This window comes from Acinetobacter sp. 826659, from assembly GCF_000588515.1.
GTDB classification, from domain to species: domain Bacteria; phylum Pseudomonadota; class Gammaproteobacteria; order Pseudomonadales; family Moraxellaceae; genus Acinetobacter; species Acinetobacter pittii.
Genome location: NZ_JFYD01000001.1, coordinates 830667 through 854993 on the forward strand (window position 1 = coordinate 830667; position 24327 = coordinate 854993).

At 38.8% G+C, this 24327-nt stretch carries 20 protein-coding genes and 1 pseudogene; 15 read left to right on the top strand and 6 right to left on the bottom strand.

Features of this window, described 5'->3' with window-relative positions:
* Window positions 1–44: 44 nt before the first annotated feature.
* On the bottom strand, window positions 45–3878 hold the full coding sequence (gene purL, locus J663_RS03900) for a phosphoribosylformylglycinamidine synthase (protein ID WP_033847888.1): 3834 nt from the start codon (window positions 3876–3878) through the stop codon (window positions 45–47).
* A 309-nt stretch (window positions 3879–4187) separates the two neighbouring features.
* On the opposite strand from purL, the gene J663_RS03905 reads away from it, so the two are divergent.
* The 10 genes and pseudogenes from J663_RS03905 (at window position 4188) to pal (ending at window position 13913) form a co-directional block, all read left to right on the top strand.
* On the top strand, window positions 4188–5528 hold the full coding sequence (locus J663_RS03905; protein ID WP_033847889.1) for a deoxyguanosinetriphosphate triphosphohydrolase: 1341 nt from the start codon (window positions 4188–4190) through the stop codon (window positions 5526–5528).
* Window positions 5529–5621: 93 nt separating this feature from the next.
* Complete coding sequence (gene ruvA / locus J663_RS03910; RefSeq protein ID WP_002118762.1) at window positions 5622–6221, top strand: Holliday junction branch migration protein RuvA; 600 nt, start codon at window positions 5622–5624, stop codon at window positions 6219–6221.
* Window positions 6222–6228: 7 nt separating this feature from the next.
* Entirely contained in the window at window positions 6229–7233 is a 1005-nt protein-coding gene (gene ruvB / locus J663_RS03915) for a Holliday junction branch migration DNA helicase RuvB (protein ID WP_017399243.1), read from the top strand.
* A 204-nt stretch (window positions 7234–7437) separates the two neighbouring features.
* Window positions 7438–8772 (top strand): annotated as a pseudogene (locus tag J663_RS03920) (M20 family metallopeptidase).
* 213 nt (window positions 8773–8985) lie between these two features.
* Entirely contained in the window at window positions 8986–9393 is a 408-nt protein-coding gene (ybgC, locus tag J663_RS03925) for a tol-pal system-associated acyl-CoA thioesterase (RefSeq protein ID WP_004699892.1), read from the top strand.
* 24 nt (window positions 9394–9417) lie between these two features.
* Window positions 9418–10116, top strand: a complete 699-nt coding sequence (gene tolQ / locus J663_RS03930) for a protein TolQ (RefSeq protein ID WP_016140259.1) — start codon at window positions 9418–9420, stop codon at window positions 10114–10116.
* Entirely contained in the window at window positions 10116–10568 is a 453-nt protein-coding gene (gene tolR / locus J663_RS03935; protein ID WP_033847893.1) for a protein TolR, read from the top strand. The genes tolQ and tolR overlap by 1 nt, the downstream gene beginning before the upstream one ends.
* Window positions 10569–10571: 3 nt before the next feature.
* The gene (gene tolA, locus J663_RS03940) at window positions 10572–11951 is read left to right on the top strand and encodes a cell envelope integrity protein TolA (protein WP_033847895.1); all 1380 of its coding nucleotides are present in this window, start codon (window positions 10572–10574) and stop codon (window positions 11949–11951) included.
* Between the two features lie 93 nt (window positions 11952–12044).
* Window positions 12045–13325, top strand: coding sequence for a Tol-Pal system beta propeller repeat protein TolB (gene tolB, locus J663_RS03945; protein WP_032014502.1), 1281 nt, complete (start codon window positions 12045–12047; stop codon window positions 13323–13325).
* 27 nt (window positions 13326–13352) lie between these two features.
* On the top strand, window positions 13353–13913 hold the full coding sequence (gene pal / locus J663_RS03950; RefSeq protein ID WP_002118513.1) for a peptidoglycan-associated lipoprotein Pal: 561 nt from the start codon (window positions 13353–13355) through the stop codon (window positions 13911–13913).
* Window positions 13914–13963: 50 nt separating this feature from the next.
* Here pal and J663_RS03955 read toward each other — a convergent pair whose 3' ends face one another.
* Window positions 13964–14149, bottom strand: coding sequence for an NF038105 family protein (locus J663_RS03955; RefSeq protein ID WP_017399239.1), 186 nt, complete (start codon window positions 14147–14149; stop codon window positions 13964–13966).
* A gap of 185 nt (window positions 14150–14334) precedes the next feature.
* Between J663_RS03955 and J663_RS03960 the strand changes: the two genes are divergently transcribed.
* The 5 genes from J663_RS03960 to J663_RS03980 all read left to right on the top strand — a co-directional run bounded on the left by J663_RS03960 (window position 14335) and on the right by J663_RS03980 (window position 17605).
* Complete coding sequence (locus J663_RS03960) at window positions 14335–15306, top strand: class 1 fructose-bisphosphatase (RefSeq protein ID WP_017399238.1); 972 nt, start codon at window positions 14335–14337, stop codon at window positions 15304–15306.
* A gap of 59 nt (window positions 15307–15365) precedes the next feature.
* Window positions 15366–16142 carry a TrmH family RNA methyltransferase gene (locus J663_RS03965; RefSeq protein WP_002118372.1) on the top strand — a complete coding sequence of 259 codons (777 nt, stop codon included), beginning with the start codon at window positions 15366–15368 and terminating at the stop codon, window positions 16140–16142.
* A gap of 159 nt (window positions 16143–16301) precedes the next feature.
* Window positions 16302–16916 (top strand): RNA polymerase sigma factor, encoded by a 615-nt coding sequence (locus J663_RS03970; protein WP_033847897.1) that lies wholly within the window; start codon window positions 16302–16304, stop codon window positions 16914–16916.
* Window positions 16906–17226 carry a hypothetical protein gene (locus J663_RS03975; RefSeq protein ID WP_002118556.1) on the top strand — a complete coding sequence of 107 codons (321 nt, stop codon included), beginning with the start codon at window positions 16906–16908 and terminating at the stop codon, window positions 17224–17226. Before J663_RS03970 ends, J663_RS03975 begins: the two co-directional genes overlap by 11 nt.
* Window positions 17216–17605, top strand: coding sequence for a DUF3106 domain-containing protein (locus tag J663_RS03980; RefSeq protein ID WP_016140251.1), 390 nt, complete (start codon window positions 17216–17218; stop codon window positions 17603–17605). The genes J663_RS03975 and J663_RS03980 overlap by 11 nt, the downstream gene beginning before the upstream one ends.
* A gap of 103 nt (window positions 17606–17708) precedes the next feature.
* Here the strand turns inward: J663_RS03980 and J663_RS03985 are convergent, their stop codons facing one another.
* The 4 genes from J663_RS03985 to cxpE form a co-directional block, all read right to left on the bottom strand.
* Window positions 17709–20156, bottom strand: coding sequence for a CSLREA domain-containing protein (locus J663_RS03985; protein WP_033847899.1), 2448 nt, complete (start codon window positions 20154–20156; stop codon window positions 17709–17711).
* Window positions 20157–20171: 15 nt separating this feature from the next.
* A complete protein-coding gene (gene rbtA, locus J663_RS03990; RefSeq protein ID WP_081404579.1) occupies window positions 20172–22034 on the bottom strand; it encodes a rhombotarget A in 1863 nt (620 codons plus the stop codon).
* A 332-nt stretch (window positions 22035–22366) separates the two neighbouring features.
* A complete protein-coding gene (gene hda, locus J663_RS03995) occupies window positions 22367–23065 on the bottom strand; it encodes a DnaA regulatory inactivator Hda (RefSeq protein ID WP_033847903.1) in 699 nt (232 codons plus the stop codon).
* Window positions 23066–23085: 20 nt separating this feature from the next.
* Entirely contained in the window at window positions 23086–24279 is a 1194-nt protein-coding gene (gene cxpE, locus J663_RS04000) for a chloramphenicol efflux transporter CxpE (RefSeq protein WP_033847904.1), read from the bottom strand.
* Window positions 24280–24327 lie beyond the last annotated feature (48 nt).

The window sequence follows — 24327 nt, forward strand, 5'->3', positions numbered from 1 at the left end:
CATACAAATAAGCCACCTTACGGTGGCTTATTTCAACTTTTATATTACCCGATAAACTTACGTGCATTACGGAACATACGTAACCATGCACCATCTTCAGTCCATTCTTCTGGACTCCAAGAGTGTTGAATTGCACGGAAAGTACGCTCTGGGTGTGGCATCATGATCGTTGCACGACCATCTTTAGACGTTACACCAGTAATCGCTTCAGGTGAACCATTCGGGTTCAATGGATAATGTTGAGTCGGGTTACCATGGCTGTCAACATAACGCAAAGCAACTTGGTTAGCTGCATTCAAGCCTGCAATATCAGCTTCACTCGCAACTGCACGACCTTCACCGTGTGCTACAGCAATCGGTAAAATCGAACCTTCCATTCCATTAAGCAATACAGAAACAGATTTTTCAACACGAACGTTTACACTACGAGCTTCAAAAACTTCTGACATATTGCGGTGGAAACGTGGCCAGTGTTCAGCACCTGGAATAAGTGGCGCTAATTGTGACAACATTTGGCAACCATTACAGATACCTAAGCTGAACGTATCTTCACGATGGAAGAATTGTTCAAACTGATCACGTAATTTCGCATTGAACAATACAGATTTTGCCCAACCACCGCCAGCACCCATTACGTCACCGTAAGAGAAACCGCCACAAGTTACTAAACCTTCAAAATCACTTAGACTAACGCGACCAACAAGTAAATCACTCATGTGCACGTCAACGGTATTGAAACCAACCTTATCAAAGGCTGCTGCCATTTCAATATGACCGTTTACACCTTGCTCACGCAAGATCGCCATATTAGGACGACGTGTGTTAATGAATGGTGCTTCGATAGGTTCATTCAAGTCAAATGTTGGTTTAGCAATTAAGCCTTGATGTGATTTATCTGCAATTAAAGCAAATTCTTGGTCAGCAGTTTCTACGTTATCACGTAAACGTTGGATCTGATGAGATACTTCAGACCAAGCCTGTTGTAACTCTGCGCGCTCTAAAGTCAAACCGTTTACAGATAATTGATCTGTGTTGTTTACACGACCAACTACAGCAATTGCATCTTTTAAGCTAGAAGCAGCAACTTCTGCTTGTAAAGCTTCCCAATCAGCTGCTTTGATTTGAACAACTGCACCAATTTCTTCAGCAAACAAACTTGCTGGAGTTTGGTCTTCTAATGCAACACCTAAACGTGCAGCAAACATCATTTCAGCAACAGTTGCAAGTAAACCACCATCACCGATGTCATGGTAAGCTTGAATCAAGCCACGGTTGTTCCAATCTTGAATTAAAGCAAAGAACGCTTTGAAATCATCAAAACTATCAACATCTGGAGTGACTGAACCAATTGCTTTATATACTTGCGCAAGAATAGAACCACCTAAACGGAATTGTCCTTTAGATAAATCAATACGGACAAGTACTGAGTCTTCTAAATTCTTAAGTTCAGGTGTTAAAGTCTTACGAACATCAGCTACTGGAGCAAATGCAGTAATTACACCAGTCATTGGAGATGTTACAGCTTTATCTTCACCATTATCATTCCAAGTGGTACGCATTGAAAGCGAGTCTTTACCTACAGGAATCGCAATTCCTAAAGCAGGACACATTTCCATACCAATCGCTTTCACACCTTCAAACAATGCTTGGTCTTCACCTTTTTGACCAGCAGCAGCCATCCAGTTTGCAGAAAGTTTGATATCGCTAATTTGTTCAATGTTTGCACATGCAATATTGGTAATTGCTTCAGCAACTGCCAAGCGAGCAGATGCTGCTGGATTCAACAATGCAACTGGTGGACGTTCACCCATCGCCATTGCTTCACCAGTGAAGCCTTGTAAGCTTGTAGTCGTTACTGCTGCATCTGCAACAGGAATCTGCCAACGACCAACCATTTGATCACGCGCAACCATACCTGTAATTGAGCGGTCACCAATGGTGATTAAGAATGATTTAGAAGCAACTGTTGGATTTTTCAATACGCGGAAAATCGCATCTCTCAAATCAACTTTTGAAGCGTCAAACTCGTTACCTTTACGCTCAATTGTTTCATAAGAACGTTGCATGCGCGGTGTACCACCAAGCATTACTTGCATTGGGATATCAACTGCATTGTTCTGGAACAATGGATCTTCAACAGTTAAATGACGAGCTTCAGTTGCTTCACCTAACACGGCAAATGGACAACGTTCACGAGCACAGATTGATTCGAACTGTTCTAAAGACTCTGGACGAATTGCAAGAACATAACGCTCTTGTGCTTCGTTTGACCAGATTTCCATTGGGCTCATGCCCGGTTCTAATGAAGGAATCTTACGAAGGTTAAGAACTGCACCTAACTCATGGTCATTCACAAGTTCAGGCATAGCATTTGATAGACCACCCGCACCAACGTCGTGTACAGAAACGATTGGGTTGAAGTCTTCTAAGCGCCAGCATGTATCGATCACTTCTTGACATCGGCGTTCCATTTCTGGGTTTTCACGTTGTACAGATGCGAAATCAAGGCTTTCACCCATTGTACCGCTGTCTACAGAAGATGCTGCACCACCGCCAAGACCGATTAACATTGCAGGGCCACCCAATACAATGAGCAAGTCACCTGGTTGAATCGCATCTTTTTCTACATGGTCAGGACGAATGTTACCGTAACCACCAGCGATCATGATTGGTTTATGGAAGCCCTTCACTTCACCATTTACATTTTGTTCGAAAGTACGGAAATAACCATTTAATGCAGGACGGCCGAATTCGTTGTTAAATGCCGCACCACCTAATGGACCTTCAATCATGATTTGTAATGGCGATGCCATACGTGAAGGTTTACCGTAGTTTTCTTCCCACGGTTGTTCAAAACCAGGAATATTTAAGTTAGAAACTGTAAAGCCCGTTAAACCAGCTTTTGGTTTACCACCACGACCAGTTGCACCTTCATCACGGATTTCACCGCCTGAACCAGTTGCAGCACCAGCAAATGGAGAAATTGCTGTTGGGTGGTTATGAGTTTCAACCTTCATTAAAATATGAGCTGCTTGGCTCTTATATTTATAAACAAAGTGACCATTTTCATCCGCTTTTGGATAAAAACGCATCGTATCATAACCAACAATTACAGACGCGTTATCTTTATATGCAGATAAAACATCAGTTGGAGATTCTTTATAAGTGTTTTTAATCATCTGGAACAATGATAATGGTTGTTTTTCACCATCAATTGTCCATTCAGATCCAAAGATTTTATGACGACAGTGCTCAGAGTTTGCTTGTGCAAACATCATCAACTCGATGTCATTTGGATTACGACCAAGCTTAATGAATGCTTCAGTTAAGTAATCAATTTCTTGTTCAGATAACGCAAAACCAAACTCATTGTTAGCTTTAACCAAAGCTTCTTTGCCTTGACCCAAGATATCAATTGAATTTAATGGTTTTGGAGCTGTTTCTGAAAATAATGCTTTTGCATCATCAATTTGAGCAAAAACTGTTTCTGTCATACGGTCATGAAGTACTTGTTTAACTTCATTCGTAATTTCAGTAACACCTTTTAACGTAAATAAAAGACCACGTTCTAAACGGTGTACTGGTGTATTACAGTTTTTGAAAATATCAGTTGCTTTAGAAGACCAAGGTGAAATAGTACCCACACGTGGTGTAACTAAAATCTGAATCTCATCACTTGCAGATTGACGAAGTTCAAAAGACTCACCGTCATTCAATAATTGCAAAGCAGATTGATGTTGCTGCTCGTTGAGCGCTTGATCAAACAAATAGACCCATTGGCTGTCAAAAGATTGAACAGAACTAATTGACGATAAACGTGTTAATAGTTGAGCTTTCTTAAAAGAAGAATGTGCTGCTGCACCGGCCACGATAAACATGTTGATTTTGGCTCCACGGGCAGGTCTTGTGAACCTTACCGCAATGTGACTTTAGAGAGAGCGCATATTCTACTGCTTCTTGCTAAAATCAGCTAGATGTAGAATCAGTATTCTGTAACCTAATTCTGCAAGAAGTGATTTGTTTTTTGTTCAAAATCATTTTTTTAGTCATTCCTGCTAAAAATAAATTGTTGCATGTTTATTCAATAACATAATAAAACCCGAACTAAGACAAACTATGTCGCACCAAGCTAGTGCTTTTAAGTTTTTTTTGGCATGATCAGCTTTTATAGTTTTGAATAATGATAAATGGAACAAATGCGTTGGTTAGAGCTGCTTTCCGCAGTTCGTTTAGGTAGCAAAAAAAGTAGTACAGAACTGGCTCGTAGCCCATTCCATAAAGATTATGACCGCATTATATTTTCTCAAAGTTTTCGTCAGTTAAACCGTAAGACGCAAGTTCACCCTTTAGCACAGCATGATGGCATTCATACCCGCTTAACACACTCCCTTGAAGTTTCCTGCATTGGTCGCTCAATGGGTATGCTTGCCGCAGAAAAAATAAAAGATGAATTCCCCGTTTGGATTTCCCCTGCCGATGTCGGGGCAATTATTCAGGCAGCTTGTCTGGCCCACGATATAGGTAATCCTCCTTTCGGGCATGCGGGTGAATATGCAATTCGTGAATGGTTCGATGATGCCTCACATGATGATTTTTTAAAGAAACTAAGCCCCGAAGAAGAAGCTGATGTTCGTCAGTTTGAAGGTAATGCTCAAGGATTACGTCTATTAAGTCGCATTGACTATCATCCAAATGATGGCGGTATGCGCTTAACTTATGCAACTTTAGGTGCTTATCTAAAATATCCGTGGCTTTCAAAAACAATTGCTTCACAAGGTGATCGACCTTCACATCAACGAGCAAAGTTTGGTTGTTATCAATCTGAAAAAGAAATTTTAAAACAGATCGCTGAACAGCTTGGGCTGATTCAACTCGGTGAATATCATTATTGCCGTCATCCACTCACCTATTTGTTAGAAGCCGCTGATGACATTTGTTATGCCCTCATTGATTTAGAAGATGGCATTGTCTTAAATATGCTGAGTTACCAAGAAGTTGAACCCATTTTCTTAAATCTTATTGCTGACTATGGCCAACCTGAAGAGTTATCTCATCCAAACAGTACATGGCAACAAAAGATCTCAGCATTACGTGGACGAGTTATGAAACGTCTTGTTGATGAAGTGACCACAGCATTTGCCAAAAATCATTATGAAATCATTACAGGACAGCTTAAAGGCAACCTTTTGCAATATTGTTCACCCGATATTGCAAAAGGTATCGAAACTGCCAAGAATCTGGCACGTGACAAAATTTTTGAGCACCCACAAAAATCTGGTTTAGAAATTATTGCACATCAGAGTTTACAAACGATTTTGGATGCATTTGTACCACTCACAACGCCGCATAAATCTTTAAGCTTTAAAGAACAACGTTTAATGTCTATCCTTAACCTGTATGGTGCTAACTTTAGCAATAATCACTACAGCAATATCATGCAAGTACTCGATATTATCAGTAAGTTCTCAGATCATCAGGCTTATAGCTTGGCGCAAGAGTTGCAAGGTAATAAAATTGGCTTGTTTTAAGCTGGCTTGATATAGAAAGAAATAAAAACAGTGTCGTTTTCAATTCATTTTAGAACGACCAGATTTACAGTTATGAATAAGTGAAATTACGCTATGATCGGATGTTTAATTGGCGAAGTGTTTGCCTTAGAAGCCCCTACTGTCTTACTGAATGTAAATGGTGTGGGCTATGAAATTGATACGCCACTTTCAACATTTTGCCAATTACAAAAGGGCCAGAAAGTTACGTTATGGACGCATTTAGTTGTTCGTGAAGATGCTCAACAACTCTACGGTTTTAGCGATGCTCAAGAAAAAACAATTTTCCGTACCTTATTAAAAGTAAACGGTGTTGGTCCGAAAATGGCATTGGGTATTTTATCGACACTAAGCGTTGAATTATTGGTTCACACCATTGAACATGATGATATAAATACGCTGGTCAAAGTTCCAGGGGTTGGCAAAAAAACAGCTGAACGTTTAATGATTGAACTCCGTGACCGTTTCAAAACATTGGCTCAAGGCACTTCAACTGTGGCGACCATGCCTCAAATTCAATTTGCTGCAAACTCTCCTGTTGCAGAGGCAGAAGCTGCTTTGCAATCTTTAGGTTATAAACCACTTGAAGCACAAAAAGCTGTTGCTGCGGTTAAAGCCGATTACACAGAATCAGCCGATATTATTCGTGCTGCTCTTAAATCCATGATGAAGTAAAACACTTATGCAAGACCGTCTAATCAGTGGAACAGAAAAACCAGAAGATCATTTTGACCGGGCTATTCGACCAACTTCTCTTGCCGACTATATTGGGCAACCAGTCGTACGCGAGCAAATGGAAATTTTCATTGGTGCTGCTCGTGGCCGTGGTGAAGCACTCGACCATACGCTGATTTTTGGTCCGCCGGGTTTAGGTAAAACCACACTTGCTAATATTATTGCCCGAGAAATGGGGGGTAACCTCAAATCTACTTCAGGACCGGTATTAGAGCGTGCAGGTGATTTAGCAGCAATGCTGACTAACCTTGAAGAAGGCGATGTTTTATTTATTGATGAGATTCATCGTCTTTCACCAGTGATTGAAGAAATTCTGTATCCAGCGATGGAAGATTACCAATTAGATATCATGATTGGTGAAGGCCCTGCTGCTCGTTCAATTAAACTCGATTTACCGCCTTTTACACTTGTCGCTGCCACTACACGTGCGGGCTTACTGACCTCACCACTACGTGATCGCTTCGGTATTGTACAACGTCTTGAGTTTTACTCTGTAGAAGACTTGACTCACATTGTGTCACGCTCTGCAAACTTAATGGATGTACCCATTACAGTTGAAGGCGCAGAAGAAGTAGCACGCCGATCACGAGGAACACCTCGTATCGCTAACCGTTTATTACGACGTGTTCGTGACTATGCTCAAGTGAAAGGCACAGGTGAAGTGACCCATGAAATGGCGCAGCGCGCACTAGATATGCTCAATGTTGATAAAGCTGGCCTAGATACCCTCGACAGACGTTATTTGAGCATGCTACTCGAGCGTTTTGATGGCGGTCCTGCTGGAGTTGAAGCGCTTGCAGCAGCGATGGCTGAAGACAGCGGTACGCTTGAAGATGTGATTGAACCTTATTTAATTCAACAAGGTTATGTCATGCGTACTGCACGAGGTCGGATTGCAACCAACCAATCTTATTTACAGTTTGGAATGATACCACCTGAGCCTAAAAACTAATCAAAGGAAGAGAATTTTCTCTTCCTTTTTTAATTTAATCTCTTTATTCAATTAAAATAATAATTGTCTTATCAATAAATTAGCCACTCTATACCTTTTAAGTCTTTTTTTATACCTTATTGATTTTTTAATATTTCTAAAAACTAAATTATAAGAAATGTAGATATCAAATCTTATGAACAATAATATTTTTAGGATAAGGACATGTACAAAAAAGCCGCTTTGATTTTTCCACTCGCTCTAATGAGCCAGCTGAGCCTAGCAGATTGGGTAAAAGATGCTGCACAACAAAATGAAAATCAGGTGATTCAATTAAGACAACATATTCATGAACACCCTGAACTAGGCAATATGGAATTTAAAACATCTGCACTAGTTCAAAAAGAATTAAAGTCCTATGGCATTCAAGTCAAAACAGGTTATGCGAAAACAGGTGTTATTGGTATTTTAAAAGGGAATAAACCCGGCCCTATTATTGCACTTAGAGCCGATATGGATGCACTACCTATGGAAGAAAAAAGTGGTGTTCCCTTTGCGAGTAAACAAAAAGCAATCTATCAAGGTAAGGAAACTTATGTGATGCATGCATGTGGACATGATGCACACACTGCAATGTTATTAGGCGCAGCAAAAATTTTAGCTGCGAATAAAGATAAAATATCAGGCACAGTTATTTTTGTTTTCCAACCTGCTGAAGAAGGTGGTGCAGATATAGATAACTTCACGCAGGGTGATCAAATAGGTTCAAGAAAAATGATCGCAGACGGCGCATTTAGAGATTATAAACCCGAGGCTATTTTTGGAATGCATGTCATATCTGGTATGCAAAGTGGACACCTTTATTATAAAGATGGTGCCATTTTAAATAGTGCAGACCATTTACGTATTCAGGTCAACGGCAAGCAGGTTCACGGCTCAACCCCTTGGTTAGGTAGAGATCCGATTTATGCATCGGCACAAATGATTAATAATTTACAGAGTCTTATTAGCCGAAGAACTGATCTCACTCAAGGCATGGGCGTCGTCAGTATCGGTAACATTCAAGGTGGTACAGCAGGAAATGTGATTCCAGAACAAGTCAATATGATTGGGACTATTCGCTCTAACAACGAACAGATAGGGGAAAATATTTAAAAAATTTTCCCTGCCATGATAGAGCATAACGCTCAAGCCAATGACGTCACCGCCAAAGTTGAAATTGCTCCTTACGCTCCAGTGACCATGAATGATAAAGCGCTCACTCAGTTTATTCAGCCAACCCTAGCCAAAGTTGTTGGAGATTCAAAACTCCATGTTTTAGATCATAATGCAAGCGCAAGTGAAGATTTTGCCTATTATGGCAAGTTAATGCCGTCATTCTTTGTTTTCTTGGGTGCAACACCAGAAAATCAAGACTTAACTCAGGCGGCACCAAATCATAGCCCTTATTTTATTGTAGATAACAAGGCTTTAAAAACTGGGACCGAGCTACATGTAAGATTCGTATTAGATTATCCGAATATATCAAAACAAGTTCAAACTTCATGGAAGCCCTCTTAACTTAAAAAGCTTGCTAGCCATAAGATGTAGCGTTTTTAGATTAGAAATACAGCAACCGCAATTGAAAGGTTGTGCCATAGGACTTAGTATGCAATCTGCTAAACTGCCCCGTATTTAAAAGCAGATGTATGGCTGTTGAATAGAGCTGATGTTTTATTCAAATCCATATTTTAAATATAAAGCTCTATAGTGAACTAAAAACGGAATACTCTCATGGCGAATCATTTTGAATTCAACATTCGTGTTTATATTGAAGATACGGACGCAGGTGGTATTGTTTACCATGCCAACCATATTCGCTATATGGAACGTACCCGTACTGAATGGCTCCGTGCTTCTGGCGTTGATCATTACTGGCATCAAAAAGACTACAACTTTGTCGTACACAAAATTGACGTAAAATACATGCGTCCTATTTTAATGGATGATTTAATTACTGTTACAGCACGTGTAGTTTCATGTAAAGCTGCGTCATTTGTGTTGCAACAAAATATTTATCGTGGTGAAATCTTGCTTGCTTCTGGCGAGGTTGAGTTGGCATGTTTAAGTAAAGAACTTGTAGCTCGTCGTCTTCCAGAAGAAATACGTGATCTTATTCGTAAAGAATTGGAACAAGACTAAAAAAACAACCGGCATATGTAACCTATGGCAACAAACATTGAATCAACCCTGCATATTTCTGACCTTATTTTACAAGCAAGTCCAGTCGTTCAGTTGGTCATGCTAATTTTATTGTTAGCATCGATCTTTAGTTGGTATCTGATTGCCAAGTTACATATGAGTTATAAAAAAGCACATCAAGACGATGAACATTTCCAAAAAATGTTCTGGTCTGGTGCCGAACTCAATACGCTTTATAACAATGCTCAACTCAACTCAAAGCGCTCTGGGCTTGAAGATATTTTTTATCAAGGGTTGAGCGAATTTTTTAAACTTAAAAAGCGTCAGGCTCCTGTTTCACAAACAATTGAAGGCACTGAACGTATTTTGCGTGTAGGTTTGAGTCGTGATCAGAGCCATTTAGAATACGGCTTAGGTACTTTAGCAAGTATCGGTTCTGTAGCACCGTACATCGGTCTATTCGGTACTGTTTGGGGTATTATGAATGCCTTTATCGGTTTAGCTGCGGTTGATCAGGTAACTCTAGCAACTGTTGCACCGGGTATTGCCGAAGCACTTATTGCAACTGCAATTGGTTTGTTTGCCGCAATTCCTGCTGTATTAGCTTTTAACCATTTCACTGCTAAAAGTGAAAGTGTTTATTCTGATCGCGCTTTATTTGCTGAAGAGATGATTGCTTTATTGCAACGTCAATCTGTGGGTTCATCACAGGAAGATGCATAATGGCAATTCAGCGTTCAGGGCGCTTTGAGCGCATAAAAAAACCATTAAAAAGTGATATGAACGTCGTACCTTATATTGACGTTATGCTCGTGCTTTTGGTTATTTTTATGGTAACTGCTCCTATGATTACCAGTGGTATCAAGGTAGATTTACCTCAAGCAAACAACCACCCAATCGAATCAAAAGATATGCCTGCCATGGTAACAATTGGCAAAGATGGCAATATTTATCTTCAATATGAAGATTACAAAGATAATGAACCATTATCTCGTGAAAAACTCGAAGCAGTTTTAAGCGATGCTCAAAAAAAAGCTGAACAAGAAAACAAACAACTCACAGTTTTAGTCAATGGTGATAAGTCTCGTCCTTATGGAGAAGTCGTATCATTGATGGCGAGTTTACAAGAAGCAGGTTTAACTCAAGTTGGCCTTCTGACAGAGCCTTTAAAATAAGCTATGAACAAAGATCAAAAGCCGCCCTTTAAACAAAATGCGATTGCATTAAGCTTTACACTCGGAGTTCATGCAATTGCCATTGTTGGCTTGCTTTTTTTAGGCTTGAGTAAACCACCTGAACAGCCAAAAAAGCTAACGACTATTTTAGTTAAGCCAGAAGATTTACCCCCTCCTTTAGCCAAAGAAATTGAACAAGAGACTACAGCTACGAATGAAGCAAAAGAGGTATTAGCCCCTATTGTGGATGAAAAATTACCTCAAAATCTTCCAGTTGTACCTCCTCCTCCAACAGCTCAACAACTTGCTGCTCAAAAGCAAAAGGCCGAACAGGCTCAGCAAGCCAAGTTAGCTGAGCAAAAGCGTAAAGCTGAAGAAGCTGCGAAAGCGAAACAAGCAGCAGAACAGCAACGCATAGAGGAAACTCAAAAACAGCAGGCTGAAGCTAAAGCAAAATCAGAAGCTGAACAAAAACGTAAGGCTGAACAAAGTGCAAAAGCTGATGCTGAAGCTAAAGCCAGCCAAAAAGCTGCTGAAGACGCTAAACGTAAAGCTGAGGCTGATGCGAAATTAAAACGTGAAGCTCAAAAGGCCGAAAACGCTAAGCTTCAAGCACAACAAGAAGCTAAGCGAAAAGCCGAAGCTGATGCTAAGGCTAAGCAACAAAAAGCTGCCGATGACGCTAAACGAAAAGCTGAAGCTGCTGCTAAAGCTAAACAGCAAAAAGCTAATGACGATGCTAAACGTAAAGCTGAAGCAGATACTAAAGCTAAACAGCAAAAAGCTGATGATGCTAAACGCAAAGCTGAGGCCGATGCAAAAGCTAAGCAACAAAAAGCCAATGACGAGGCTAAACGTAAAGCTGAAGCCGATGCAAAAGCCAAACAGCAAAAAGCTGATGATGCTAAACGCAAAGCTGAAGCTGATGCTAAAGCCAAACAAAAAGCTGCTGACGATGCTAAACGTAAAGCTGAGGCCGATGCCAAAGCCAAACAGCAAAAAGCTGCTGACGATGCTAAACGCAAAGCTGAAGCGGAGGCTGAAGCAAAAGCTGCATCTGCTCAAAAAGCACAAGAAGAGGCAGCTCAAAAGAAAGCTGAAGCTAAAAAGGTTGCTTCTTCAGCTAGACGCGATTTTGAGCAAAAAATTCGACGCTCTTGGGATGTCCCAACTGGCAGTAGTGGTAAAACAGTTGGTGTTCGTTTTACTCTGTCGGATTCGGGAAGCGTTAATTCTATTGTGATCACGCGTTCAAGTGGTGACGATGCTTTAGACGCAAGTATTAAAGCTGCAATTCAAGCCGCAGCGCCCTATCCTATGCCATCAGATCCAGATGCAAGACGTGAAGCAAGAAGTGTTAGCTCTACATTTAGAGCGCAATAATTTTGAAAGAGTTACATGCTTTAAATAGTTTAAGGCATGTAACTATGCTACAAAATCAACAGTCACAAAAATCCCTGCTATGACTTTAAACTTATGAATACGAGCCGCAAACACCTGCTATCTTTAGCACTGATCACAGCCTTAAGCCCTATTGCTTCTACCACTGCTTTTGCCCAGTTATATCTTGAAATTGCCAAAGCACCAGATCAGGCACCCAAAATTGCTATTGTCCCATTTACTAACGACAATGGGCTCTATCCTATTGTTGAAACAGACTTAAACCGTTCTGGACGCTTTACAAGCTCATCTAAAAACTTCCCTGCCAATGCTGCAATTAACCAGATTCAAGCTTCTGACTGGCAAGCCGCAGGTATTCCATATGTAGTTACGGGTCAAATTAAACAAACAGCGACAGGTTTTGAAGTTCACTACCAACTTTATGATGTACAAAAGCAACAATACATTTTAAATGAACTTTTAAATGTACCAGCTGCTCGCATACGTCAGGCTGGCCATATGGTAAGTGATGCTATTTATCAAGCGCTTACTGGTATTCCAGGTGACTTTAGCGGCCGTATTGCATATGTACTAAGAAACCCTGCAACACCTGCCGAGCGTTATACACTACAAATTGCAGATACGGATGGTGAACAACCAAAGACCGTTTTATCGTCTCGTGATCCAATTCTTTCTCCAGCATGGACACCGGATGCTAAAAAAATTGCTTATGTTTCTTTTGAAACTAAACGTCCAGCAATTTATTTACAAGATTTATCAACTGGAACACGTGAAGTTCTTACTAGTTTCAGAGGTCTAAACGGCGCACCAAGTTTCTCACCAGATGGCCAATCAATGCTGTTTACAGCATCTATGAATGGCAACCCAGAAATTTATCAAATGGATTTATCAACTCGCCAAGTCAAACGTATGACAAATGACTCGGCAATTGATACCGAAGCACGTTACACACCAGATGGAAAATCCTTTATTTTCACTTCTGACCGTGGTGGCTCTGCCCAAATTTATCGTTACACCTTTGCTGATGGCTCAGTAAAGCGTTTAACATTTAAAGGGTCATTTAATGCACGTGGAACTCTGAGTGCAGATGGCAAAAAGATTGCACTTGTTCATCGCCCAAGTGGCAGCAGTTATAAAGTTGCAATTCAAGACATTAATACTGGCATCACCAATATTCTTACCCCAACTAGTTTAGATGAATCACCAAGTTTCTCACCAAATGGGCAAATGGTGGTCTACGCAACTCGTGAAGGCAACCGTGGCTTGTTGTCTATTATGTCTACTGATGGACGTTTTCGTATGAATTTGCCAAGCGAACAAGGTGAAGTACGTGAACCAGCCTGGGCACCAAAATAACTTTTAATTCCATTGACGGAGATGATCATGAAATCAATCAAGTATTTAGCTCTACCCTTTCTTAGCGTAGCACTCGTAATGACAGGCTGTGCTAGCCGTAAACCTGCAGCGACGACCACGACTGGTACAAATCCAAGCACGGTAAACACTTCTGGTTTAAGTGAAGATGCTGCATTAAATGCTCAAAATTTGGCAGGTGCTTCATCTAAAGGTGTAACTGAAGCAAATAAAGCGGCTTTGGCTAAACGCGTTGTTCACTTTGATTATGACAGCAGCGATTTATCTACTGAAGACTACCAAACACTTCAAGCTCATGCTCAGTTCCTTATCGCAAATGCAAATTCAAAAGTTGCATTAACAGGCCATACAGATGAACGTGGTACACGTGAATACAACATGGCTTTAGGTGAGCGTCGTGCTAAAGCTGTACAAAGCTATTTAATTACCAATGGTGTAAACCCGCAGCAACTTGAAGCTGTAAGTTATGGTAAAGAAGCTCCTGTTAATGCGGGACATGATGAATCAGCATGGAAAGAAAATCGCCGCGTTGAGATTAATTACGAAGCAGTCCCTCCTTTATTAAAATAAGGGATATGCGTAAAAAAACGCTCATAATAATATGAGCGTTTTTTTATTACTTAAGAAGATTTCTTGTCTTCTTCATGATGTTGCATGGACTCAATCAAATCATGCTTATTAAAATCTTTATATTCAGGTTTTGCCTCATAATCTTTCCAAGCTTCCTGAACATTTTCTTTCGAAATTTCATCTAGATTGATTGGTTCACCTGCCGTGGGGGTCGCATCAAACTTCTTTGTTGTCATTTCGATTCTCCTAAAAATATACAATCCTTTGTAATGCAATCAACATACCATTTTAATTGGGGCTTGTAAGCATAAATCCAACACAAATAAAGTAAGATAATTTTTATTTTGTGACATTCTCATCTAGAATATGCCACGTATTTATCTGACTCATTTTGATGCTTGAAGCACAGGAGCGTTTTTTTATGTCCAACCTCACTTTGTCCCAATTTTTACAACAACAAAAAGGGAATCTAACACCTGAGTTGGCTCAAGTCATCGATACTATTGCCACTACTTGTAAAACAATCGACCAAGCATTACAAAAAGGTGCTCTGGCTGGTATTTTAGGTAGTGCTGGCAATGAAAATGTTCAGGGTGAAACACAGAAAAAACTTGATGTGATTTCAAATGACTACTTAATTGATGCTTTAAAAGTACACCCGCACGTAGGCGGTCTCGCTTCTGAAGAGCTTGATGAGTTCACACCTGCACAAGAAAATGGTAAATACCTCGTTTTATTTGATCCATTAGATGGCTCAAGCAATATCGATATTAATATGTGTGTAGGTACGATTTTCTCTATTTTGCCTGCAAAAAATGCAGTAACACAAGCAAACGATTTCATGCAAGCTGGTACACAGCAAGTTGCTGCTGGTTATGTGCTTTATGGTCCATCAACTATGATGGCTTTAACTGTAGGAAATGGCGTAGCATTCTTTACTTTAGATCCAGAAACTCAAACCTTCTTGCTTACTAATGAGAATGTACAGGTTGCAGCAGATACTCAAGAATTCGCTATTAATGCATCTAACCAACGTCATTGGGAACAACCCGTAAAACAATATATTGATGAATTACTCGCGGGCAAGACATCTGTTCGTGAAAAAGATTTCAATATGCGCTGGGTAGCATGTATGGTGGGTGATATTCACCGTATTTTATGTCGTAGTGGTATTTTCCTTTACCCATACGACTTAAAAGATCCGAAAAAAGCTGGTCGTTTACGTTTAATGTATGAAGCGAACCCAATGAGTATGCTCATTGAACAAGCAGGCGGTGCATCAACTACTGGCCGTGTACGCATTCTAGAGATTGAACCTACAGAACTTCACCAACGTGTACCTGTGATTATCGGTTCTAAAAATGAAGTTGAACGCGTAACAAGCTACCACTAATAATTTTAATTACTTAGGGCATCATAGTATGATGGTGCCCTTTTGTTGGATATTTTCTTATGGCGGTTATTTTTTTAGAATCAAAAGACAATGCAAAAATTAAACATTTGCGTGGATTAATCGAACTCAGTAACGCCCGAAAAAAGCACCAACAAACCGTTCTTGAAGGCACCCATCTTTGTTTGGCTTGGTTACAACAGCAAAAGAAGATTTTTTCTTTATTTACGACAGAACAGGCCTTAGAACACGAAGATTTAAAGAAAATAACAGAGCTACATCAAGGCCATATCTTTGTTATTAGTGAAGTTTTATATAGAGATTTGAGCACATTAGGTACAAGCTTACCTTGCTTAGCGATTATTGATTTACCTAAAACTGCATCAACTATCGACTACAATGTAGACACCTTAATTCTAGAAAATATTCAAGATCCGGGTAATGTAGGTACTTTGCTACGTTCAGCAGCAGCAGCAAATATTAAACAAATCATTTGCACACAAGGCTCTGCATCACTTTGGTCACCGCGAGTTTTAAGAGCAGGTATGGGCGCTCATTTTAGCTTACATTGTTTTGAAAACTTCCAGCTGACAGATATCCTTCCAAAATTCCAAATCCCGGTTTTTGTTACTAGCTCTCATCGCTCAACCAGTCTTTACTCAAAAGACCTTTCTAAACCGTGTGTGTGGATTTTAGGAAATGAAGGTCAAGGTGCAAGCGATTACGCGTTAGATCACGCACAATCAGTGACTATTCCTCAACCGGGTGGACAAGAGTCATTAAACGTGGCAATTGCAGGATCTATTTGTTTTTTTGAGATGGTTCGCCAACGCCAATAAAACGTTAATTTATTTTACATCGCACATATTTGTGAAAAAAATCAATTACACTAGTAAAAAATAACCGATTGTTGTCAACCTCCCACCTCTTTTCAACGTTATATAAGAGATATATTGAAGATAAGGTGGGTATGTCCAATGACAGGATTTTCCATCTCCATGGATTTAGCACCGAAAAAGTCTCGATCGGAAACATCTAGTGCTCATGTCAGCACGGCTGAGCAACGCCTGAAAGTTTTCATGCAAGATGTCACTGGTCGTGCTTTGGTGATGATGGAGAGTGCTACCCAAGGTCAACAAGGTATTGCGATGGATTTGGTACAAGAAGCATTTATTGCTTTACACAAATCTTACGCCGATAAAAGTACTGAAGAATGGTATCCCCTGTTTTACACTATTTTGAATAACAAACTTCAGGATTGGCGCCGCAAAGAAGCTCGTAGAGCAAACCCATTTTCATTCTTCAAAAAAGTTAGTCTGGATAATGACGACGACGAAGTTATCGATGTAGTTGATGAAAAAGCTATTAATCCTGCAGATTTTCTCGATCAAGCGGTAACGATAGAGGAGATTCGGGAAGCAATTGAAAAACTACCTGTTCGTCAACAACAGGCATTTATGTTACGTGCGTGGGAAGGGTTTGACACCCATACAACAGCTCAGATCATGAACTGTACCGAAGGTAGTGTGAAAACCCATTATCACCGAGCAATTCAGGGACTTAGAGAATACTTGGCACATTTAAATCCCTTGGGAGGTTCTGATGAATCATGATGATTTCACTAAAAAGGTGACATCCAAACTTGATAGTTTGGCAGATCACCATAAAAATAAAACAGTGGTCATGAATCATGTGCTTGACCATATTCAACAAAAACCAGCCTCTTATTATAGTGTCTGGAAAATGACTGGTTTCGCACTTGCCGCAGCAATTACAGGCTTTGTGATTCTGCCTAACTCAGTCGAGATTGTGGATAAGCCACAAAATCAAGTGATCGTAAATCCTAAATTATCTCCACAAATGGTGGAAGATTTAGAGATGTTAATGGTGTTGGGTGAGGATAAAGTACAACATGGCAGCTAAAAAATTAGCACTTATCCTGTGTTCATTAAGTTTCTTGCAGACAAGTTTTGCAGGTTTTGAACGCTTTTGGATTTTTTCTAAAGATGCCAATGCACAAGTCGATGACACATGGGATGCTCTTTCTGAAGAAGAGCAACGTGCAGTCATTAAACGTTACCAGAGTTTAAAAGAGTTACCAGCAAATCAGAGCAATAACTTACAGCAACGCATGGACTGGTTTACTCAACTTCCTGAAGCTGAAAAACAAAAAATGCGTGAAGCATGGCAAAAAATGAGTACGCAAGAGCGTAAAGACTTACGTGAGCGGATGCTTAAAGCGAATGGTGAAGAAAGAACAGCGATTCGTGAAGAATACATGAATAAGTATTTAGAACACTAACCTCTTATTCAGTTATCAAAGATAAGACATCTATTCACTTAATTATTTGATCTTATTTCTTATAAAAAAGCCTCCAATTGGAGGCCTTTTTTATTCTTTAAGTTTATTTACGGTAGCGTCTATAGGCTGCTAAACCAAGTAAAGATGCTAAAGATAAAATTCCTAAACTACCACCACCTCCGCCGCGTGTATCATCTGTAGTAGTAGCAGTACTTACTAGTTTAATCGTACCTGGAGTACTAGAAATAACGTTATCAGCATCATATACATAATAAGTGATCGTATCATTAAAAGTGTTAAAGACATTATTCGCTTGAATATAGATATTCCCGCCATAACAAGTATTCTTACTATCTTTACCAGGACATGGTCCTTCACGATCTGCTTTGACTACTTTAAAAATACCATCTTTTGATATTTTGCTTGGTAAATAAATAGGCAAGTCTGCAAACTGAGATTTATTAGACTTTATGATAAGTGTATTAGCTGGTCCATCGCCTTCATCGTTAGCATATTTAAGTAAATTCAATGGAATTATTTCATTTGCTAAATATTTAAATGTAATTGTTCCATCCCCTGAAACAGGAGCTATGTTAGCAAATGAAGCCTTGATTAAACCGCTCGAAGAAATATTTCTATTTTCTTTTAAGGTAACTGTATATTTACAGAAATCAAAATAGTCTGCAGAAACCTCATCGTCACTACGATATAAAATAATTTGTTGTAATGATGAGTTCCACTCACACTTCAATCGATCTTTATTCCCATCTTTTTTTGCCAATTCAACAGTTTGACCTCGGCCAATTACTTCTGTACTAACCTCATAATTAACAGAATTAAAAGGCTTAAAAATATGATTATTATCTTCACTAGGAACAATACTAATAATATTATCTTTTAAATAATCTGGTGAATAAGAATTTTTTAAAGTTATATAAATACCGCGATATTTTAAATTAGCTTTTGTTTGAGTTATTAAGTTTTCATAATAAGCAAGACTATTTTTTAAGGCTAACACTTGGGATGAATAAACAGGATTTTCCAAACGAGATTTTGCTAAATCAGCACCAGTTTGATAATCATTTAACAGCTCAGTAAGTGAGATATTTGTATTAGAATTATTAGCTCCTTGCACTACATTACTATCTGTTGCAGTTAATTTAGTTAGTTCAACAGATCCTATGTCACAACTATTAGGATTATCAGACTGATAATATGTAGGTGTACTTGTTCTTACTAGTTGACGCTGATCTATTAAAGAACATCCACCTTCATTTTTGGGATCAGTATCTACTAAATCAGTAGATGTATTGTTATTTTTAGGATAATAAATCGGCAAGAAACGAGTACCTTCATTTACTTCTTCTTTTAAAGGCTCTAATAAATCACTAAAAACCCTATTATTTTGGAATATATCAATATTGCTATTACCTGTTGGAATTACTTCTTTAGGCAAATCACATTTTGCTGTATTTCCAGTCAAATTTAATGCGTTAAATTTAAGATTTATACCTACATCCTTTTGCTCTGCAGCTGCACCCAAAAGATAGCGGCAAGCATAGGAACCCGTATTAAAAGCTAGAACATTAAAATTTAAATCTTTTTTCCCAAGCTTATCATATAAAAAAGTAGTATGAGCTGAGTTTTCAACAATTGTATTATTCTGTAATATTAAAGTACTATCTGCACTTAAAATATTTGTAATACTATTAGAGGGATCTGCATCAGCAGTAAACTTAATAATATTACCATTATTAAGACTAGCATTATTTTTTGCTATTGTATTATTTACAAAATTTGTCTCTATGGCACCACACAATTCAAATGTGCTTAATGAATTTCCAGAACCATTCTTAATAAAACTATTAGAGTTAAAGTTTAATATTCTAGTAGCATAAGAAGTATTAAATTTACAGCTCATAGCTAGAATACTACCTAGCGTTGAGTTTATGCCATTACCTTGGACTAATGAACGTTCTATTGTTAAGTTCGCTTTCGCTCCCCCTAAATAAATTGCCCCACCCTTAGGTGCTTGAGAATTCAAAATTTGACTATCTTGTAAAGTTACATCTGCTCCTGCATAAATAGCCCCCCCTACATCAGCAGCCTTTCCATTTTCCAGAATAATATTTACTAGTGTTAATGATTGTTGATAGACAGCAGTATTAAAAATCCGTGAATTACCACTAGCATTTATACGTGTTTGAAGTGCGGTTAATGCAGGATAATCATTAGTTAATAATCCTTTTATATCCCAATTTGATGGATCTTTTCCTATAATATTTAAAGCAATTTTGGGAGTTAATTCTTTATTTAAATAATAGGTCCCACCTTCAAGTTGAATTGTATAGCCTATATCTATGAAAGGGACTTCACAGCCTCCATAAGATTTTCGTGTTTCCGCCGCTACTATAGCTTCTCTTAAGGAGCACGCATTTGTATTTTCACCTTCTTCATCTGCAAAGGTAGTAACTTTAATAGTCGTTTGAGCCATAAGAGGCATAGTTGCTAGAACAGCAATTACACCAAATGCTTTTTGATAATTTTTCATCTTTCACATCCCTGATTATGACTTGAAACGTCGTAAAGCAATTAATCCTAATAAGCCCAACAAGACTCCGCTTCCTACGCTACCTCCACCACCAGTACTCACAGATTTATCTTCAATTCCTGTCAGAGGTTGCTGAAAAACAGTGGCTGGAATTGATATATATTGGAAATCTACTCCTTCATTAAAACGGGTTACACTAGTCACGACCTGAATACTAAAAATATCTGCTCCATGCCAATTTCCATTTGGCGTGTAAGCAACATTACCGTTTTGATCTAAAGTTATTGTACCTTTTGAAACTGGTGTATCTGTGCTTTGTCTAGTTTTAAAACAACCTGGTTGCCATTCTTTACCATCTGAACGTTCTCCAAACAAACGTTTACAAGTGGCAGGGGTAACTAAATCAGCTTCGCTTAATGAGCCCAAGATATTAAATTTTGCAACTTGACCATACCCTATATCTTGACCTACAGGAGCTACTTCACTATCCAAGATATATTCAATTGCACCTAAATCACAAAGTTCATCATACCCAGTACGATATTTACCTCTTTGATCAAGTCTTTCACAACTCGCTAATCCTTTTGATGAGCCATCACTATATAATCGGCCTTTATTGATAATTAATGAGTCTGATAAAGTTGTATAACGTTCAAGTAAGCGAGGTTTAAAGAACCCTAAAAAACTATCTTTAGGTGTAGAAAAAGGACAAAGCAAACCATCTTGTGAAGTTACATCACAGATTCCTTCATCTTCGCTACCCGCAATTAGTTTTTCATTCACAGGATAAAGGATATTAGGTAATGTTGCCGTAGCATTACGATTACATTCAGCAGTGACTAAATTACTTTGAATAATTGTTTTATCACTTGTAGAAACCTTACAGTTTGTCGTGTTACCTACTAAAATACTATTAGAAACAGACGCTTTTCCTTGTGGAGCATCAAAATACAAGCCCCCCATATTTTTAATCATCGTAATATTATTGATCACCATTCCATCACGGACATTGGCAATAAAACTACCCTTATTATGAAAAATTGTGCTATTGCTCAAACCAATAATGCGTGAAGTTAAATATCCTCCTGTACTTTCATCATTGAATTTAGCTGCAGCATGAAACAATCCACCATCTGCAGCAGTCACCTCGTTATCACGTACTACAGATTGCGCAATATAGTAAAGTGGCATATCACTATATAAAACGCCCCCCTGACTTGCTTTGTTATTCTGCATCAGGCTATTAATAATCGTTACTGAACCTGCTGTTTTTGGAGTATTTGATAAATTACCAGCATTGTAAATTGCTCCCCCGTTTGTTGCGTAACCATCCATTAAACGAGAATTTTGAATAACCAATTGTTCATGATTATAAATTAAACCACCGTTAACCTGAGGTGACCCGCTCTTTGAACCGATACCTTTTAAATTGATAGTATTAAATGTAACTGTAAAAGAGTTTTTTTCAACAGTACCATCATCTATACGGAATAGTTGATCTGTACCAGCCGTTTTAATAGTCGCATTATGAGAACCAGGTGCATCATTATCGATGAAGGAGGTGTCGCTTTCGGTACGAATAGTTAATGGTGCTGCAATGGTTATACTCGTATTTAATAAATATTCTTTATCACGCTTCAAAATAATATTTGAAGAGGCGTCTTTACCTCCGCATCCGTGATAACCAGTTGCATATTTTTCAACATCAGCAGCATTGGAAGATGCTCGATAATTTAGAAATTTTACAGCCTCGCGTAATGAACAGACCGTGTTATCGACGTCTTCATCAGTTGTAGTTGTGACTTGAATATCGGCAGAATAAGCGTGTCCAGCAGCAGCCAATAAAGCAAAAGCAATGCTCCGTTTGAGCATACCCATCTCCTTACATCTTTTTTTCATTTTTCTTTGTCAATATTGCAAAATTTCCGCTTTTGCAATCGCATCCTTTGTGCGTACTTTGTCACAGGAAGTAGAATTTCTCAAGACATTTTGGTCGGTCTGTAGAGTCATTTTTAAGCTAGATTACAAAAAGCTTCTTAGACCTAAAAAAGTTTTTTAAATACAAAAAAGTGGCGTATTAAAAAATTAAAAGAAAATTTAATAGATATAAATATAACTATTCTGAAAGGAGAAAAACTTATGTAGGGAAAGCCATTTTTTAAATTGTATGAGTTTAATTTAAGCAAAACAGCAAACTTAAGTTAAAGAAACTATTGTTGATACTCATCAATCAAAGCGTAAATTTGTCTTAAAGTCGCATTAGAAAGTTTTGTTTTTTCGCCTTTGAGCAGTTTTTCTAACTGAGCAACAGTTTGCAGTAAAAGAGACGCTTGATGAGGACCATGTAATAATAAGTAGTCAACAATTTGTTGGTCAAAGTGAATACCCCGTCTAGCCATTACAGATGTCACCAAGGCATAGCGGTCTGCATATAGACTTCCACTTGGCACTTTTACACTAACGGCTTGTGTAAGTCGTGATTGTAGGTCCGGGAATTCCAGCTTTAATTCAATCGGTGCTACACGCGACGAAAACACCAGTTGTCCTTCGTGATTATTCATTAAATGAAAAACAGCTTTCTGCCAGTGAGGCACACCACTAATCGATTCAATATCATCCAAAGCAACAAGATCATAATGTTCTAAAGAGGTAATTGCCTCAATAGGTGCATCAAGCAGTTCGAGTAAAGATACTTTAATAGCAGATTTGCCTATTTCTAAATAAGAATCACAAATTGCAGAAAGTAAATGACTCTTCCCCGTCCCCGCTCCACCGTAAATATAGAACCTACTCACCAGACCAGCATGTAGTTGACGCACGGCATCGACTACATGCCCCCAACCCGGTCCCGAAAAATCACTGATTCGGGCATCAAGTTGAGGTTCTATATCCAGTTGGAGTTGACGCATATATTGAATTAACCTTGAAATTATTTCTGGTTAGGAGATTTTAGTTCATCTGTATCTTGCTGTGTTTTAACTTCAAGATCAAGCTTAGTACTTTCAGTTTGTACATGAATTTGCTCAATATCGCCATGTTGGATCACTAATGTAGATGGCGGAGCATAAAGTGAGCTTCTTTCGTAATTCTCTCTTAAATGCTTCAACAACACTACAATAACCGCAGCAACAGGCAATGCAATTAACATTCCCAAGAAGCCTGCAAGTTGTGCACCTGCCAATACTGCAAAAACAACTGCTACAGGAGATAAGCCAATTTTATCACCCAGTAGGAATGGCTGTAAGATATAGCCTTCTACCGCTTGACCAATCATAAAGACGATGCCAACCAGTAATAGATGCATCCAATCCAATCCGAACTGGAACAAGCTGGCAATAACAGCTGCAATAATACCTACGGCAAATCCTAAATAAGGAATAATACTAGCAAGCCCTGCCACCATACCAATAATCAGGCCAACTTCCAAACCGATGAGTTGTAAACCAACTGCATATACTATGCCGAGTAATAGCATGACAAGAAACTGACCTTTAACAAATGCCCCTAAAACGCTATGGCATTCACCAACGATCTGTAAAGTAGTTGCTTCATATGGACGTGGGATGAGACGGCGTAAGTTTTGTAACATACGTTCCCAATCAAGCAAGAAATAGAAAGCAATAATTGGAATTAAAACCACTGTTCCACCAATCTGAATAAAATTCAAACCAGATTGAGCCAGTTTTAATAACACTGCCTGAATGCTGTCTGCGCTATAGTTTGTTTGGACATATTCCATGACAGCTTTAGACAACTGCTCTGTGTCAATTTCCATTTGCTGGACATTAAATGTCGAAGACACCCAAGGTAAAAAGGTAGCGTTAATCCAGTGAATACCTGCTGGAATACTATCTCGGGCATAAACTAATTGTTTCCAAATCAGTGGAACTAAATACCAGAGTGCAATAGTTAAGGTTACACCTATTCCGACGAATACCACGCTAATTGCTAACCAGCGAGGCAATTTCATTTTTACCAGCACATCAACAAGTGGACTGAATAAATAAGCCAGGAAAAAAGCACCGATAAAAGGAATGACTACAGGCTTGAGTAAGTACAACACCCATACCAGCAATACAATACCTGCGAGTAAAAAAATACGGCGCAGTATACGATCTTGCATAAAATCTAGCCTTTTTTGATTTAATCGTTATAAATGAAAAAATATTTT

What these genes read in the sequence shown, in the direction of transcription:
- hda (WP_033847903.1), bottom strand. Translation starts at nt 23,065, where the DNA reads ATGCGTCAACTCCAACTGGATATAGAACCTCAACTTGATGCCCGAATC.
- tolR (WP_033847893.1), top strand. Translation starts at nt 10,116, where the DNA reads ATGGCAATTCAGCGTTCAGGGCGCTTTGAGCGCATAAAAAAACCATTA.
- J663_RS03960 (WP_017399238.1), top strand. Translation starts at nt 14,335, where the DNA reads ATGTCCAACCTCACTTTGTCCCAATTTTTACAACAACAAAAAGGGAAT.
- J663_RS03985 (WP_033847899.1), bottom strand. Translation starts at nt 20,156, where the DNA reads ATGAAAAATTATCAAAAAGCATTTGGTGTAATTGCTGTTCTAGCAACT.
- ruvA (WP_002118762.1), top strand. Translation starts at nt 5,622, where the DNA reads ATGATCGGATGTTTAATTGGCGAAGTGTTTGCCTTAGAAGCCCCTACT.
- J663_RS03975 (WP_002118556.1), top strand. Translation starts at nt 16,906, where the DNA reads ATGAATCATGATGATTTCACTAAAAAGGTGACATCCAAACTTGATAGT.
- J663_RS03980 (WP_016140251.1), top strand. Translation starts at nt 17,216, where the DNA reads ATGGCAGCTAAAAAATTAGCACTTATCCTGTGTTCATTAAGTTTCTTG.
- pal (WP_002118513.1), top strand. Translation starts at nt 13,353, where the DNA reads ATGAAATCAATCAAGTATTTAGCTCTACCCTTTCTTAGCGTAGCACTC.
- tolQ (WP_016140259.1), top strand. Translation starts at nt 9,418, where the DNA reads ATGGCAACAAACATTGAATCAACCCTGCATATTTCTGACCTTATTTTA.
- J663_RS03955 (WP_017399239.1), bottom strand. Translation starts at nt 14,149, where the DNA reads ATGACAACAAAGAAGTTTGATGCGACCCCCACGGCAGGTGAACCAATC.
- tolB (WP_032014502.1), top strand. Translation starts at nt 12,045, where the DNA reads ATGAATACGAGCCGCAAACACCTGCTATCTTTAGCACTGATCACAGCC.
- cxpE (WP_033847904.1), bottom strand. Translation starts at nt 24,279, where the DNA reads ATGCAAGATCGTATACTGCGCCGTATTTTTTTACTCGCAGGTATTGTA.
- purL (WP_033847888.1), bottom strand. Translation starts at nt 3,878, where the DNA reads ATGTTTATCGTGGCCGGTGCAGCAGCACATTCTTCTTTTAAGAAAGCT.
- J663_RS03965 (WP_002118372.1), top strand. Translation starts at nt 15,366, where the DNA reads ATGGCGGTTATTTTTTTAGAATCAAAAGACAATGCAAAAATTAAACAT.
- rbtA (WP_081404579.1), bottom strand. Translation starts at nt 22,034, where the DNA reads ATGGGTATGCTCAAACGGAGCATTGCTTTTGCTTTATTGGCTGCTGCT.
- J663_RS03905 (WP_033847889.1), top strand. Translation starts at nt 4,188, where the DNA reads ATGGAACAAATGCGTTGGTTAGAGCTGCTTTCCGCAGTTCGTTTAGGT.
- ybgC (WP_004699892.1), top strand. Translation starts at nt 8,986, where the DNA reads ATGGCGAATCATTTTGAATTCAACATTCGTGTTTATATTGAAGATACG.
- J663_RS03970 (WP_033847897.1), top strand. Translation starts at nt 16,302, where the DNA reads ATGGATTTAGCACCGAAAAAGTCTCGATCGGAAACATCTAGTGCTCAT.
- tolA (WP_033847895.1), top strand. Translation starts at nt 10,572, where the DNA reads ATGAACAAAGATCAAAAGCCGCCCTTTAAACAAAATGCGATTGCATTA.
- ruvB (WP_017399243.1), top strand. Translation starts at nt 6,229, where the DNA reads ATGCAAGACCGTCTAATCAGTGGAACAGAAAAACCAGAAGATCATTTT.